Source organism: Serratia symbiotica (Periphyllus acericola), from assembly GCF_964019515.1.
Classification (GTDB): Bacteria; Pseudomonadota; Gammaproteobacteria; order Enterobacterales; family Enterobacteriaceae; genus Serratia; species Serratia symbiotica_D.
This window is the reverse complement of sequence record NZ_OZ026452.1, coordinates 330,154-345,378: the sequence shown is the minus strand read 5'-3', so window position 1 is coordinate 345,378 and position 15,225 is coordinate 330,154. Positions and strand designations below refer to the sequence as shown.

General features: G+C 53.2%; 9 protein-coding genes and 3 pseudogenes. 10 read left to right on the top strand and 2 right to left on the bottom strand.

Going from position 1 to position 15,225, the window contains the following annotated elements; genetic code table 11:
• Positions 1-154 precede the first annotated feature (154 nt).
• From hemA to kdsA, 6 genes and pseudogenes are all read left to right on the top strand, one after another.
• Positions 155-1,411 (top strand): glutamyl-tRNA reductase, encoded by a 1,257-nt coding sequence (gene hemA, locus AACL06_RS02000; RefSeq protein WP_339037617.1) that lies wholly within the window; start codon positions 155-157, stop codon positions 1,409-1,411.
• Positions 1,412-1,448: 37 nt separating this feature from the next.
• Entirely contained in the window at positions 1,449-2,534 is a 1,086-nt protein-coding gene (gene prfA, locus AACL06_RS01995) for a peptide chain release factor 1 (RefSeq protein WP_339037615.1), read from the top strand.
• Complete coding sequence (gene prmC, locus AACL06_RS01990; protein ID WP_339037613.1) at positions 2,534-3,382, top strand: peptide chain release factor N(5)-glutamine methyltransferase; 849 nt, start codon at positions 2,534-2,536, stop codon at positions 3,380-3,382. Before prfA ends, prmC begins: the two co-directional genes overlap by 1 nt.
• A gap of 35 nt (positions 3,383-3,417) precedes the next feature.
• Positions 3,418-3,815 (top strand): annotated as a pseudogene (locus AACL06_RS01985) (SirB2 family protein).
• Positions 3,812-4,621 (top strand): annotated as a pseudogene (gene sirB1 / locus AACL06_RS01980) (invasion regulator SirB1). Before AACL06_RS01985 ends, sirB1 begins: the two co-directional pseudogenes overlap by 4 nt.
• A 31-nt stretch (positions 4,622-4,652) precedes the next feature.
• Positions 4,653-5,507: a 3-deoxy-8-phosphooctulonate synthase gene (gene kdsA, locus AACL06_RS01975; protein WP_339037611.1), complete on the top strand. Its 855-nt coding sequence runs from the start codon at positions 4,653-4,655 to the stop codon at positions 5,505-5,507.
• A 445-nt stretch (positions 5,508-5,952) separates the two neighbouring features.
• Here the strand turns inward: kdsA and mfd are convergent, their stop codons facing one another.
• The gene (mfd, locus tag AACL06_RS01970; RefSeq protein ID WP_339037609.1) at positions 5,953-9,432 is read right to left on the bottom strand and encodes a transcription-repair coupling factor; all 3,480 of its coding nucleotides are present in this window, start codon (positions 9,430-9,432) and stop codon (positions 5,953-5,955) included.
• Positions 9,433-9,739: 307 nt separating this feature from the next.
• Here mfd and lolC point away from each other — a divergent pair, with 307 nt between their 5' ends.
• The 4 genes and pseudogenes from lolC (at position 9,740) to cobB (ending at position 13,787) form a co-directional block, all read left to right on the top strand.
• A complete protein-coding gene (gene lolC, locus AACL06_RS01965; RefSeq protein ID WP_339037607.1) occupies positions 9,740-10,942 on the top strand; it encodes a lipoprotein-releasing ABC transporter permease subunit LolC in 1,203 nt (400 codons plus the stop codon).
• Positions 10,935-11,639: a lipoprotein-releasing ABC transporter ATP-binding protein LolD gene (lolD, locus tag AACL06_RS01960; RefSeq protein WP_339037605.1), complete on the top strand. Its 705-nt coding sequence runs from the start codon at positions 10,935-10,937 to the stop codon at positions 11,637-11,639. The genes lolC and lolD overlap by 8 nt, the downstream gene beginning before the upstream one ends.
• On the top strand, positions 11,639-12,886 hold the full coding sequence (lolE, locus tag AACL06_RS01955; RefSeq protein ID WP_339037603.1) for a lipoprotein-releasing ABC transporter permease subunit LolE: 1,248 nt from the start codon (positions 11,639-11,641) through the stop codon (positions 12,884-12,886). The genes lolD and lolE overlap by 1 nt, the downstream gene beginning before the upstream one ends.
• A 43-nt stretch (positions 12,887-12,929) precedes the next feature.
• Positions 12,930-13,787: pseudogene (gene cobB / locus AACL06_RS01950) on the top strand (Sir2 family NAD+-dependent deacetylase).
• Positions 13,788-14,074: 287 nt separating this feature from the next.
• Here cobB and potD read toward each other — a convergent pair.
• Positions 14,075-15,118 carry a spermidine/putrescine ABC transporter substrate-binding protein PotD gene (gene potD / locus AACL06_RS01945; protein WP_339037601.1) on the bottom strand — a complete coding sequence of 348 codons (1,044 nt, stop codon included), beginning with the start codon at positions 15,116-15,118 and terminating at the stop codon, positions 14,075-14,077.
• Positions 15,119-15,225: the final 107 nt, after the last annotated feature.

Below are 15,225 nucleotides of genomic sequence, written 5' to 3'. Positions count from 1 at the left end.
TTGGTAACTGGATGTAATTTATTAATTTATTGGTTTTCTTGGCCTACAGTTAGTCATTGAACGCAAGATTCGTTTGTGGCTTTTATTGCTCCCGTGCATCAAGTAGAATGCCCTGCAACGAGAAACCATATCAAGATAAGTATTACTCTAGGTAATGACCCTGCTAGCGTTGGGTATTAATCACAAAACCGCTCCGATTTCTCTGCGTGAAAGGGTGGCCTTCTCACCAGAGTCTCTCGATCAGGTGCTGACCAGTTTGCTCCAACAACCTTTGGTGCAGGGCGGTGTGGTGTTGTCTACCTGCAACCGCACCGAGCTGTACATTAGCGTAGAGCAACAGGAACATATCCACGAACACCTGGTTGCCTGGCTGTGTGAATATCATCACCTTCGCCCCGAAGATGTGCAAAAAAGCCTCTACTGGCATCACGATAACGACGCGGTCAGCCACCTGATGCGCGTGGCCAGCGGAATGGACTCGTTGGTATTGGGTGAGCCTCAGATCCTCGGGCAGGTGAAAAGGGCCTTCGCTGAATCCCAGCGTGGCCAGTCGCTCTCCGGTGAGTTGGATCGCCTGTTCAAAACTTCCTTCTCCGTCGCCAAACGCGTGCGCACCGAAACCGAAATCGGTGCCAACGCCGTATCTGTTGCCTTTGCTGCCTGTACACTGGCACGTCAAATCTTCGAATCGCTGGCCGATCTAAACGTGTTGCTGGTTGGTGCCGGTGCAACCATCGAGTTGGTCGCACGACATCTGCGCGAGCACAAAGTGCGGCATATGATCATTGCTAACCGTACCCGCGAACGTGCTCAAAGGCTGTCGGGTGAAGTCGGCGCGGAAGTGATCACCTTGCTGGAGATTGACCAACGTCTGGCTGATGCAGATATTATAATCAGCTCTACCGCCAGCCCGTTACCGATCATCGGTAAAGTGATGGTGGAACGGGCGCTACAAGCGCGCCGCTACCAGCCTATGCTGCTGGTGGATATCGCTGTACCACGCGATATCGAGCCGGAGGTCGGCAAACTGGCGAGTGCTTATTTGTACAGTGTAGACGATCTGCACGCCATCATCCATAATAACCTGGCGCAGCGTAAGGCTGCAGCGGCGCAGGCAGAAGTGATCATACAGCAGGAAAGCACCAATTTTATGGCTTGGTTACGTTCGCAGGGGGCGGTGGAAACCATTCGTGATTATCGCTCGCAGGCCGAGCAAATTCGTGCGGGAATGGAAGCCAAAGCATTGGCCGCCATTGCGCAGGGTGCCACTGTTGAACAGGTTATCCACGAGTTGGCGCACAGATTGACCAACCGTCTTATCCATGCCCCCACCAAATCCCTGCAGCAGGCTGCCAGCGATGGCGATGTGGAGCGGTTGCAATTATTACGCAACATCCTCCGGCTGGATTAGCATTAGTTTTCTTAATTAACAGGGTCTAATACCACGCATGAAGCCTTCTATTGTTGACAAACTGGAAGCGTTACAAGAGCGCTATGAAGAAGTGCAGGCGTTGCTCGGCGATGCTGGCGTTATTGCTGAGCAGGATCGGTTTCGCGCACTGTCGCGAGAATATGCACAATTGACCGATGTCAGCCGCTGTTTCCTTAGATGGCGTCATATACAGGGGGATTTGGCGACTGCGGAAATGATGCAAGACGATCCTGAAATGCGCGAAATGGCGCAAGAAGAACTCAAGCAGGCCAAAGCGACAACCAAAGAACTGGAACAACAGCTACAGGTGCTGCTGTTGCCAAAAGATCCTGACGATGAGTGCGGCTGTTTTCTGGAAGTGCGCGCTGGTACCGGCGGCGATGAGGCGGCGATCTTTGCCGGCGATTTGTTCCGCATGTATAGCCGCTATGCCGAAACTCGCCGCTGGCGTGTAGAAATGATCAGCGCTAATGAGGGAGAACACGGTGGCTACAAAGAGGTGATCGCCAAAGTCTCTGGTGAGGGTGTCTATTACCAATTGAAGTTTGAATCTGGTGGTCACCGTGTGCAGCGGGTGCCGGAAACCGAGTCTCAGGGGCGTATCCACACCTCCGCATGCACTGTGGCGGTGATGCCGGAAGTGCCAGAGGCTGAAAGGCCCGACATCACTCAAAGCGATCTGAAAATCGACACATTCCGCTCTTCTGGCGCGGGTGGTCAGCATGTTAATACCACCGACTCGGCGATCCGCATCACCCACCTGCCGACTGGCATTGTCGTGGAATGCCAAGACGAGCGTTCGCAGCACAAAAATAAGGACAAGGCGATGTCGGTGCTCAGCGCACGCATCCATGCTGCTGAAATGGCTAAACGCCAACAGGCAGAAGCTTCAACCCGCCGCAACCTACTGGGTAGCGGTGATCGTTCTGACCGCCACCGCACCTACAACTTCCCGCAGGGGCGCGTGACCGATCACCGCATCAATCTGACACTGTATCGTCTGGACGAGGTGATGGCAGGCAAGCTGGACTTGCTGATCCAACCAATCGTGCAGGAATACCAGGCCGACCAACTTGCCGCGCTGTCTGCTGAGCAAGAGTGATGGATTATCACCACTGGCTGAAAGCCGCCGCTGCCCGGTTAACGCACAGCGATAGTCCCAGACGCGATGCGGAAATCTTGCTGGGTTTTATTACTGGCCGGGCCAGAGCCTTTCTGCTGGCGTTCGATGAAACGCGACTGACGCCGCAACAGCAGCAGCAACTGGAAGCGCTGCTGGTACGCCGTGAACAGGGTGAACCAGTAGCCTATCTGGTCGGTGAGCGTGAATTCTGGTCGCTACCGCTGTCGGTTTCCCCTGCTACCCTTATCCCGCGCCTGGATAGCGAATGCCTGGTAGCACTGGCACTGGAACGCCTACCGATCGCGTCCTGCCACATTCTCGATCTCGGCACTGGCACTGGTGCCATCGCGCTAGCGCTGGCCAGCGAACGTCCGGATTGTACGGTCATTGGCGTTGATGTGCAGCCCGACGCGCTGGCACTGGCCCAGCATAATGCGCAGAAGCTGACGATCAGCAATGTGCAATTCTTACAGGGTAACTGGTTCAGTTCACTGGCACCCCAGCATTTTGCATTAATCGCCAGCAACCCGCCGTATATAGACGCTGACGACGCGCACCTGATGCAGGGGGATGTACGTTTTGAACCTGCCAACGCGCTGGTAGCGGCGCAACAGGGGCTGGCGGATTTGGACGCCATCGTGCGCCAGGCACCGCAGCATCTGCAACCTCAGGGCTGGCTATTGCTGGAACACGGCTGGCAGCAGGGTCGCAGCGTGCGCGCGCTAATGCTGGCCGCTGGATTTAGGGCGGTTGCCACTTACCGTGATTACGGCCACAATGAGCGCGTGACCCTCGGCCAGTGGCCGTCCGCATTGACCAAAAATTGATAATAACGAAGCGTAAGGCAATGTAAGGAAGCACCATGACCGCATACACTGTGTTGAAAGATTGTCATTTGCTAATGGTTTTCATTATTATCACCTTGTTTATGCTGCGTTTATTTTTGCAGTGGCGTAATTGGCTATCATGAATTGGCGTTGGGTTCAGGTTGCACCGCACCTTAATGACACACTGCTGTTTGCCAGTGGCATCATGCTGGTGGTTATATTCGGATTTTATCCGTTGCTGGCTATGGACTAATGGCTGACCGAGAAATTGTTTGGCGTTATTATCTACATCCTGCTTGGCCACGCCACCTTGGATAAGAAGAGCAAAAGTCAGAAACTGCGCGTTTTGGCGTTCGTTCTGGAGCTGGGTTGCTTGTACCTGATAATTAAACTTGCCACGACGAAAATACCGTTTCTGATGGGATACCTATGAGCCGTATTGCGGATTTTGAATTTAACACCTCGCCACTGAGTGCCGGTGTGATCCTCGTGTCATAGTCGATACGGTGCGATTTTCCGGTGGCCGAGGTTGAGCGCAAGCTACAGCAACTGGTCGATGAAGCACGCGCAGCGATGCTGGATTATCTCAATCAGGAGCAGCAACTGGACGCACTCATTGAGCTTTTCTTCACTATCTGGGGTTTCGGTGGCGTTGGTGGTGTTTATCGCCTGTCCGATGCCATCTGGTTGGATAAGGTGTTGGAAGAATGTCGGGGTACCCCGGTATTATTGGGCATCATTTTCTTGCATATCGCGCACCAGTTGGATCTGCCGCTGATGCCGGTAATTTTCCCCACTCAGCTTATTTTACGTGCCGACTGGCTAGATGATGAAATGTGGCTGATCAACCCATTGAACGGCAAAACGCTAAACGAGCATCAATTGGAAGTGTGGATCAAAGGTAGCCTAGGGCTGTGTGCTGAGTTGGAAGATAACGATCTCGACGAATCGGATAACCTCATGGTGGTACGTAAGATGCTCGATGCTTTGAAAGCCGCCCTGATGGAAGAAAAATAGATGGAAATGGCACTGAGTGCCAGCGAAACCGCCTTGTGCTTTGACCCAGACGATCCTTACGAGATCCGAGACCGTGGGCTGATTTACGCCCAGCTTGAGTGCAACCATATCGCCATTTCCGACCTTAACTATTTTGTCGAGCAGTGTCATGAAGATCCGGTGAACGAAGTGACTAAATTACACATCTACACGATGGATCGGAAGAGAGTCACGCTGCATTAACTAATTGATTCGATTTACTCAAAGGCAAAGTATGAAACAGAAAGTGGTTAGTATTGGTGACATCAATGTAGCGAACGATCTGCCGTTTGTGCTGTTTAGTGGTATGAACGTGCTGGAATCGCGTGATCTGGCGATGAGTCTCTGCGAACACCACGTCACTGTGACGCAAAAACTGGGCATACCTTACGTTTTCAAAGCTTCTTTTGATAAAGCTAACCGTTCTTCCATCCACTCGTACCGGGGGCCGGGGCTGGAAGAAGGGATAAGGATTTTCGAAGAAATCAAAAAAACATTTGGCGTGAAAATCATCACTGATGTTCATGAAGCGGCGCAGGCACAGCCGGTATCTGAAGTGGTAGACGTGATCCAGCTACCGGCATTCCTGGCGCGCCAGACTGATTTGGTGGCAGCGATGGCGAAAACTGGCGCGGTAATTAACGTGAAGAAACCGCAATTTGTCAGCCCGGGTCAAATGGGCAATATCGTCGATAAATTCAAGGAAGGCGGTAACGATCAGGTGATCTTGTGCGATCGTGGCAGCAACTTTGGCTACGACAACCTGGTAGTTGACATGCTGGGCATAAACGTGATGAAGAACGTAACCGGTGGGCATCCAGTGATCTTCGATGTGACACATGCGCTGCAAACCCGCGATCCGTTCGGTGCTGCTTCTGGCGGGCGTCGTGCACAAGTGACTGAGCTGGCGCGCGCTGGCATGGCAGTTGGTCTGGCTGGTCTCTTTATTGAGGCGCACCCGGAACCGAACAGTGCCAAGTGCGACGGGCTGTCCGCGCTGCCGTTGGACAAGCTGGAGCCATTCCTGGTGCAGATGAAAGCGATCGACGATCTAGTGAAGCACTTCCCGGCGTTAGATACCAGTAGTTAGGCGCTATTATCGCTGGCTCTGCTGTGTGGCTATAACCTGGATAACTGTGGAACTGCTGAGCGTGTCGGGAATGGAGCACGTTTTAAGTAGGGATACCAAAGCGTTCCTGACAAAACAATTAACTCTGATGGCAAAGAGACATACATTTGGAATAAAAAAATATCGGCAGAAAGATAGATACATAGGGGGCTTTGCTCCCTTCAATGACCTCTCTTAGGAACACAAATTCTAAAACAAGCACGCCTACAGGGATAGGCTCCTATTTAACCAACTGACTCCCCTGGTATGAAAGGTGTAATATTTGAGCGGATTGCAGTATGCCGATTGTCGTGGCAAGCAGTTCGATACTTTCTTCCCCTCTTCGGGATGTCCGCCTCGCCAGAGGATAGACAGTAGAACACCCGTTACTATCATCGGGTGAATCAGCCTGCGACAGGAGGGAGAACTAAGTCGATAGCACCAGTCTGTGCGCCAAGAAGGTGCTTAACAGATCTTTAGTAAACTTCAGCCGTATCTGACGATCTCTCAAATCGAGCATAAACTTTAATTTGCTTGGCCCGTCGAGGCTATATATCTGTGGATTGCTTTGCAGCAGGCCGATCAGGTAGCCCAGATCGACACAGTGGTTGTCGCCGAACTCGATACATCCGCCGTACTCATTACCCTCAATGCGTTTGATCCCCAGCGTTTTTGCGTGCTGGCGCAGCGTTGCGCTTTGCAACAGGTTGCGCGCCGGTTCCGGCAGCACGCCGAAACGGTCAATCAGTTCTACCTTTAGCTCTTCAAGATCGTTGCCATTTTTAGCGCTGGCAATGCGTTTATAGAATGATAAACGGGTATTGACGTCTGGCACGAAGTCGTCCGGCAGCAGGATTGGCATGCGTAACTCCACTTCCACCTGGCTACTGGTGAGATCTTCCAGCGACGGTTCGCGGCCATTTTTCAGTGCGTCAACTGCGCTTTCCAGCAATTCCATATACAACGAGAAGCCGATGGTGGTCATCTGGCCGCTCTGATCTTCTCCCAACAGCTCACCTGCACCACGAATTTCTAGATCATGGGTGGCTAGCGCGAAGCCAGCACCCAGATCCTCCAGCGAAGCGATAGCTGCCAACCGTTTTTGCGCATCGTCGCTCATGGCTTGCGGATTGGGTGTTAGCAGGTAGGCGTAAGCCTGATGGTGTGAACGCCCGACACGGCCTCGCAACTGGTGCAGTTGTGCCAGCCCAAAGCGGTCGGCGCGCTCGATAATAATGGTATTTGCTCTGGCAATATCGATGCCGGTTTCGATAATGGTGGTGCAAACCAGCACGTTGAAGCGTTGATGGTTGAAATCCTTCATCACCCGCTCCAAATTGCGTTCGCGCATCTGGCCGTAGCCGATGGCGATACGCGCTTCTGGTACCAGTTCCGCCAGCTTTTGCGCGGCCTTCTCGATGCTCTCCACATTGTTGTACAGATAATAAACCTGCCCGCCACGTAGTACCTCACGTAGGATCGCTTCACGCACCATCAGGCTGTCATATTCGCTTACGAAGGTTTTTACTGCCAGACGGCGTGCGGGTGGGGTGGCGATAATAGATAGGTCGCGCATGCCGCTCATCGCCATATTCAAGGTGCGTGGAATTGGGGTGGCAGTCAGCGTTAGAATGTCTACGTCGGCGCGCATCACTTTAATGCGCTCTTTATGGCGCACGCCAAAGCGGTGCTCTTCATCGACGATCAGCAATCCCAATTCTCTCCAGCACAGATCGCCTTGTAACATCTTGTGGGTGCCGATGATGATATTCACCTCGCCGTTGGCCGCAGCGTTAAGTACCTGCTGCTGTTCTTTGGTGCTGCGAAAGCGTGACATCATTTCAATACGGATTGGCCAAGTGGCGAAGCGATCACGAAAGTTTTCGAAGTGCTGCTGTGCCAGCAGGGTAGTGGGCACTAATACCGCCACCTGTTTACCGTTTTCTACCGCCAGGAAGGCGGCGCGCATCGCCACCTCTGTTTTACCGAAGCCGACATCGCCGCACACCAGACGATCCATGGCTAACGGCTTGCACATGTCGCTCAGCACTGCGTTGATGGCCTGCTGCTGATCAGGTGTGGTCTCAAAGGGGAATGTTTGGCAAAAAAGCTGATACTGTTCACGGTTGTGCTGAAAAGAGAAGCCCGTTTTGGCGGCGCGCTGGGCGTAGATATCCAGCAGTGCGGCGGCCACATCCCGCACCCGCTCGGCGGCCTTCTGCCTTGCGCGTGTCCAGGCATCGCCGCCCAACTTGTGCAACGGGGCATTTTCGTCCGCGCCGCCAGCATAACGGCTGATCAGGTGCAGCGAAGAAACTGGTACATACAGTTTATCTTCGCCAGCGTAGGATAGGATCAGATATTCGGCCTTAATACCCCCGGCCTCCAGAGTGGTTAGACTGACATAGCGCCCAACACCGTGCTCCAAGTGCACCACTGGTTGACCAGGATGCAACTCCGCAAGGTTGCGGATCAGCGTATCGGTGTTGATGGTGCGGCGATTATCCTGCTGGCGGCGGCTAACCCGTTCTCCCAACAGATCGCTTTCGCAGATTAGCGCCCAGTTGCGCATGCTATCGAAGAAACCGCATTCGCAAGCGCCGACCATCATATAGCGGCCTGTCGGCTGTGCCTGATCGAGGTGCTGGATCAGCGAGGTACCGAGTTTGATACGACCGAGTAGATCCTGTAGCGTATCGCGCCGGCCCTCACTCTCGACCGAAAAAATTATACTGCCGTCAAAGTCTGCAACAAAGCGGTGCAAATTCTCCAGCGGCAGTTTGTTTTGAGCCTGCACTGCCAGATCTGGCAGGGCGTGGTAGCCCAAGTTGGTGTTACCCGCCTGGGCCGCTAGATCTACGGTTTCTAACGCCATGAGCGGCCAGGATTTTAGTTTGCCGAATAGTGCATCGACGCGTAACCACAGGGTATCCGGTGCCAGCAGCGGACGCATCGGATCTATGCGGCGGCTTTGGTAACGCTGGCTGATGTCCTGCCAGAAGCGCGTGGCGGCGTTTTCAACGTTGCCTGTGTTGACGATCAAGGTGTTAGCTGGCAGATAACTGAACAGTGATGGCAGCGGTTGGCTGAAGAACAGCGGTTGCCAATATTCGATACCTGCAGGCCAGGTACCTTTACTGACTTGCTGGTAAATATGCTCAGGATCACGGCGCAAGTCAAATTGCTCACGCCACTGGCTGCGGAATAGCTCGATGGCGTTTTTGTCGGTTGGAAACTCATGGGCCGGTAGCAGTTTGATGGCGTCGACCTCGCTCAGCGTGCGCTGGCTGTCGACCTCGAAGGTGCGCAGGCTGTCGATTGCGTCGTCGAAGAAGTCAATACGGTATGGTTCTTCGCTGCCCATCGGGTAGAGATCGAACAAGGCACCCCGGGTGGCGAATTCGCCATGCGCCATCACTTGCGCGACGCTACAGTAACCGGCCTGTTCCAATTGGCTGCGCAGCTTATTGCGTGACAGGCGCTGGCCTTTTTTCAGCACCAACGCGTAAACATGCAGAAATTCATGCGGACAGACGCGCTGCATTAGGGTATTGACCGGCAAAATGATCACCCCGTGCGCCATGGTAGGCAGATGATACAGGCTCGACAGGCGGGCCGAGCTGATGTCCTGATGTGGTGAGAAGTTATCATAGGGTAGAGTTTCCCAGTCGGACAGCGTGGTGACCCTTTGATCGGTAAACTGCTGGATCTCGTCGCGCAGCCGTAGGGCATTTTGCATGTCTGGTGCGATTAGCATCACTGGCCCGTTATGGCGTTCAACGATTTCGGCGCATTCCACGGCGCAGGCTGAACCGGACAACTGGCCTAATCGGCGCAGATCACCTGCGCGTTCGGGGAGAGAATAACGGTGGGATGAGGAACGGCTGCGGCTATTGGAAATGCTCATTCAAGTATCTTTAATCATCGTGTTGGATTGCGCCCGGCAGCAATAATCGATAAAGCGCCTTAAACTGTGCTCTACGCTATAGTAGCCCAGCAGTCAGCAAACTGACACAGTTAAAAATGCCACAATCAGGTTTTAACCTAAAACTTAATTGGTTAACGGCCAGGATTTTGTTCGGCCAGTCCGGTTTTGCCTGAGTTTCGGCCAGCGCTGTCAGCGGAATAAAAGGCCACCGGGTGTTCCCTTGGCGCGGGAGAGCCTTTATTATCGATAATTACATTGCTTTAACCATAGCAACAAAACGGATTTCATGTATCAACCTGTCGCGTTATTCATTGGCCTGCGCTACATGCGCGGGCGTATTTCAGACCGCTTCGGGCGGTTTGTTTCCTGGCTATCGACCATCGGCATCACTTTGGGAGTGATGGCGATGGTCACTGTGTTCTCGGTGATGAACGGTTTTGAAAAGGATCTGGAAAACAACATCCTTGGCTTAATGCCGCAGGCTTTGATCACCAGTAAACAGGGGTCGATCAACCCTCAGTGGCTACCCGCCTTGGCAGTTCAGGGGTTGAAGGGCGTCAGCCGCGTTGCGCCAATGACCACTGGCGATGTGGTGCTGCAAAGCGCCCGAAGTGTGGCGGTGGGTGTAATGCTCGGTGTCAACCCGGACGAAGCCGATCCCTTGACCCCTTATCTAGTCAATATCAAACAGCAGCAACTGCAACCGAGCCACTATAACATCATTATTGGTGAGCAATTGGCCAGCCAGCTCGGCGTCAAGCGCGGCGATTTGCTGCGGCTAATGGTGCCGAGTGCCAGCCAGTTCACGCCAATGGGTCACATTCCTAGCCAACGGCTGTTCACCATTATCGGCACCTTTCATGCCAACAGCGAGGTGGACAGCTATCAGTTGCTGGTCAACCAGCAGGATGCATCGCGCCTGATGCGTTATCCGGCTGGCAACATTACAGGCTGGCGTCTGTTCCTACAGAAGCCTCTGATGGTCGATACCCTTAGCCAGCAGACGCTGCCACAAGGAACTGAATGGAAAGACTGGCGTGAGCGCAAAGGCGAACTGTTCCAGGCGGTGTACATGGAGAAAAACATGATGGGACTGCTACTTAGTCTGATCGTTGCGGTTGCCGCGTTCAACATAATCACTTCGCTGGGCTTACTGGTGATGGAAAAACAGAGCGAGGTGGCTATCCTGCAAACCCAAGGCCTGACTCGCGGCCATATCATGGTGGTGTTTATGGTGCAGGGTGCGAGTGCTGGCATCATAGGTTCACTGATCGGCACGTTTTTCGGTGTGCTGCTGGCCAGCAATCTGAATAACCTGATGCAAGTCCTTGGCGCATTTATTGATGGCGCTTCGTTACCAGTAGCGGTTGATCCGCTGCAAGTGACGTTCATTGCTGTGGTGGCAATGGCGGTGTCTTTGATATCTACGCTCTACCCTTCATTGCGCGCTGCCGCCGTACAACCTGCTGAGGCTTTACGTTATGAGTAACCTTCATTTGATGCAGTGTGACAACCTATGCAAGAGCTATAAGGAAGGTAACCTGCACACCGATGTGTTGCGCAATGTCAATTTTGCCATGCAGCCTGGCGAGATGATAGCGATCGTCGGTAGTTCGGGTTCCGGTAAAAGTACCTTGCTGCACCTGCTGGGTGGGTTAGATTCACCAAATGCTGGCGAGGTTATCTTCAAAGGCCTATCGTTAAATAGCATGTCTTCGGCGGCCAAGGCGGAACTGCGCAACCGCCAGCTCGGCTTTATCTATCAGTTTCACCACCTGCTGCCAGACTTTACCGCGTTAGAGAATGCCGCCATGCCGTTGCTAATCGGTGGCATCCATACCGCACTGGCGCAGAAGAAGGCGATGGAGATGCTGGCGGCGGTTGGGCTGGAGAAGCGCAGCAAATATCGCCCCTATGAACTATCAGGCGGTGAGCGCCAGCGTGTGGCGATCGCCCGTGCGCTGGTCAACAACCCAGCGCTGGTGTTGGCAGACGAACCGACCGGAAACCTGGATAAACGGACCGCAGACAGCATCCTTTATTTATTGGGTGAGCTGAACGTGCGCCAGGGTACGGCATTTTTAGTCGTGACCCATGATTTGCAGTTGGCCAAGCGCCTCAGCCGTCAATTGGAAATGGTCGATGGCCAACTTCAGACGCCATTAACTCTGTTGGGGGTCGAGTAATGGCGTGTGCGTCACTTTCCTTCCTGACGGCTCTGCGTTTTAGCCGTGGCCGCAAGCGCAGCGGCATGGTATCGCTGATTTCGGTTATCTCCACCATCGGCATTGCGTTAGGGGTAGCAGTACTGATCGTTGGCCTGAGTGCGATGAACGGCTTCGAACGTGAACTGCAAAACCGTATTCTGGCAGTAGTGCCTCATAGTGAGATCGAAGCGGTGAATCAGCCGCTTCAGGGTTGGCTGTCTATGCTAAGGCGGGTGGAGAAAGTGCCGGGCATTCTGGCCGCTGCTCCTTACATCAATTTTACTGGCCTGATGGAAAACGGCGTACAACTGCGTGCGGTACAGGTCAAAGGGGTAAACCCGCAGCAGGAAAATCAGCTCAGCGCGTTGCCACAGTTCGTACAGGGCGATGCCTGGGTTAATTTCAAGGCTGGCGAGCAGCAGGTGATCCTTGGTAAGGGCGTGGCAGATGCGCTGGGTGTCAAACGGGGTGCTTACGTCACGGTGATGATCCCCAACAGCGATCCTGAACTGAAGCTACTGCAACCTAAGCGCATCCGCCTGCATGTAACTGGTATTATGCAACTTAGTGGCCAATTGGATCATGGCCTGGTGCTGGTGCCACTGAGCGATGCGCAACAGTATCTCGATATAGGTGACGGCGTCACTGGCATCGCTATCAAAGTGAACCAGGTGTTCGCCGCCAACAAACTGGTGCGCGATGCTGGGGAGGTGGCTGATTCTTACGTCTACGTCAAGAGCTGGATCAGTACTTATGGTTATATGTACCGCGATATTCAGATGATCCGCGCCATTATGTATCTGGCGATGGTGCTGGAGATCGGCGTGGCTTGCTTTAATATTGTTTCCACGTTGGTGATGGCGGTGCAGGACAAGAGCGGAGATATCGCGGTGCTGCGCACTCTAGGTGCTAAAGATGGCTTCATCCGTGCCATTTTTATTTGGTACGGCCTACTGGCTGGGTTGGTGGGGAGCCTGATCGGCGTGGTGCTAGGGGTGGCCGTCTCACTACAACTGACCACTATCACCAAAGGCGTAGAAAAACTGATCGGTCATTCATTACTATCGGGCGATATTTACTTCATCGACTTTCTGCCTTCTGAGCTGCATTGGCCGGATGTGGTGATCGTGCTGGCGACAGCCCTCGTGCTAAGCCTGCTGGCCAGTTGGTATCCTGCCAGGCGTGCCAGCCGTATCGATCCGGCGCGCGTGTTAAGCGGGCAATAATCAAATTGCAGGCAGAGAAGCTGCCCTATTTAGGAGGAAATGAATGCACACTCGCCATCGGCTGTGTCAGTTTCGCAAGAGTAAGCATGTGCTGCATCAGCGTTTTCGTTCACGTATTTTTTATCGTGATATCATGGCGGTGGCCAAGCTGAAAAAGCCGTTTGTGGTGGTGTTGACCGGGGCTGGCATCTCCGACGAATCGGGTATTCGTACTTTCCGCACGGCAGATAAACTATGGGAACAGCACCGGGTGGAGGACGTCACCACGCCGGAAGGCTATCAGCGCGATCCGGTATTGGTGCAGGAGTTTTATAACGCGCGCCGCCGCCAGCTACAGGCCGCAGAGATTGCGCCCAACGCTGCGCACCGCGCGCTAGCAGATATGGAAGCGTGGATGGGGGAAAACTTCCTGCTGGTTACTCAGAATATCGATAACCTGCATGAACGTGCGGGTAACAAGCGGGTGCTGCATATGCATGGCGAGTTGTTGAAGGTGCGTTGCACCAATTCAGGCCAGGTGTTCGACTGGCCTGAAAATCTTAGCTTTGAGGATCGTTGCCACTGCTGCCAGCTCTCTGCACCGCTGCGCCCTCATGTCGTGTGGTTTGGGGAAATGCCGCTGGGTATGGACGAAATCTATCAGGTGTTGGCTAAGGCTGATTTCTTTATCACCATTGGTACCTCTGGCCATGTCTATCCAGCGACAAGCTTTGTACAGGAGGCACGGTTGGCAGGGGCTTACACCATGGAATTGAACCTGGAACCCAGCCAGGTGGAAAACTAGTTTAACGAAAAGCATTACGGCCCAGCCAGCGAGGTGGTGCCGTACTTAGTGCACAAATTCTTGGTGGGCAAAGTGGCGCGGGCAGATCGGAATCTCCCTGAGAATCTATCTTATTAGGCGTACATTGTTGCAGCCAGTTTGAACTAGTACCGCACACAATAACCGCAGCGTACAGGGAGTCATTGAGGATGGCGAGCACTGCCCAGAGGGCCAAAATAGCGAAAAAATAGCCTGGTGAACCTGGTGAAATTGGTTCTTAGTTTGCTGCCGATGTAGATCATTGTACCTTCATTTGGCACTCTTTTTCGCGCCAAGCGGCAAGGTTTTAGCGTTTTATCGGCTAAGCAAGAGAATTAACCTAATTAGAGGAATGAGGGGCGAAGTGATCGCCCGGTTAAGGTCGCTTAGCGCCTGGCTTTCAATTTCTGGAAGTAGTTTTCGTACAGCCTGCTGGTATCGCCCACATCATTTTGCCATTCGCCGTTGTTGATCACCGCATCATCAGGGTACAGCGATTTGTCGTTAGCGACTTTAGGCGAGAGTAGCTTTTTCGCTGCCAGATTAGGTGTGGGGTAATCGATAGTTTCTGCTAGCTGTGCTGCAATCTCCGGCCGTAGCAGGAAATTGATCAGCTTTAGCGCCCCCGCAACATTCTGTGTGTTTGCCGGGATCGCTAGGCTGTCCATCCAGAAAATGCCGCCTTCCTTCGGCCAGACGACCTCCAGCGGAGTGCCCGCTTGGCGCGCCACGAACGCAGAACCGTTCCATACCATCCCCAGATTGACTTCCCCTTCTATAAATGGATTTCCTGGGTTATCGGAGTTAAAGGCCAGCACGTTTGGCATTAGCTTCTGCAACTCATGGTAGGCGGCTTCGATCTGTTTAGCATCCCTGGTGTTGCCTGAGTAGCCTAGCTTGCGCAGCGCTATTTGAAATACATCGCGCGCGTCGTCGATCAGCAACAGGCGACCCTTATATTGTGGCTGCCAGAAATCAGCCCAGGTGGTGATGGTGGTGGGATCGATCGCATCTGTGTTGACGCCAATGGCTGTAGCGCCCCAGATAAAAGGGATTGAATAGTCATTGTCAGGATCGAAAGGTTTGTTCAGCAGGTTGGGGTTTAAATCATTGAAGTGGCTGAGCTTGCTCTTGTCGATCTTTTGTAGCATACCTTCCTTGCTCATCTTAGCGATAAAGTAGGTGGAAGGCACCACCAAATCGTATGCGCCATCCTTGTAGGTTTTCAGCTTGGCGTACATGCTTTCATTGGATTCGTAGGTTGAGTAAATCACTTTGATGCCGGTTTCTTTGGTGAACTGCTCAAGCAGCCCCGGCGGAACGTATTCTGTCCAGTTATAGAAGTACAGCGTTTTGCCATCAGAGGCATTTGCAGAGCCTAGGTTCAGCACCATCATCCCGGCTACCAACAGGTGTGACCACTTTTTCATGCAGCATGTCCTTCAACAGTATTGAGTTGATCCGGTATGCGCCGCCACCTATAATGGTGCGCCATACCCCAGAAAGGGTGATTATAGGTGCCGGGACGTAGTGGGTA

Coding starts and splice junctions, on each gene's coding strand:
- hemA (WP_339037617.1), top strand. CDS start 155: ATGACCCTGCTAGCGTTGGGTATTAATCACAAAACCGCTCCGATTTCT.
- prfA (WP_339037615.1), top strand. CDS start 1,449: ATGAAGCCTTCTATTGTTGACAAACTGGAAGCGTTACAAGAGCGCTAT.
- prmC (WP_339037613.1), top strand. CDS start 2,534: ATGGATTATCACCACTGGCTGAAAGCCGCCGCTGCCCGGTTAACGCAC.
- kdsA (WP_339037611.1), top strand. CDS start 4,653: ATGAAACAGAAAGTGGTTAGTATTGGTGACATCAATGTAGCGAACGAT.
- mfd (WP_339037609.1), bottom strand. CDS start 9,432: ATGAGCATTTCCAATAGCCGCAGCCGTTCCTCATCCCACCGTTATTCT.
- lolC (WP_339037607.1), top strand. CDS start 9,740: ATGTATCAACCTGTCGCGTTATTCATTGGCCTGCGCTACATGCGCGGG.
- lolD (WP_339037605.1), top strand. CDS start 10,935: ATGAGTAACCTTCATTTGATGCAGTGTGACAACCTATGCAAGAGCTAT.
- lolE (WP_339037603.1), top strand. CDS start 11,639: ATGGCGTGTGCGTCACTTTCCTTCCTGACGGCTCTGCGTTTTAGCCGT.
- potD (WP_339037601.1), bottom strand. CDS start 15,118: ATGAAAAAGTGGTCACACCTGTTGGTAGCCGGGATGATGGTGCTGAAC.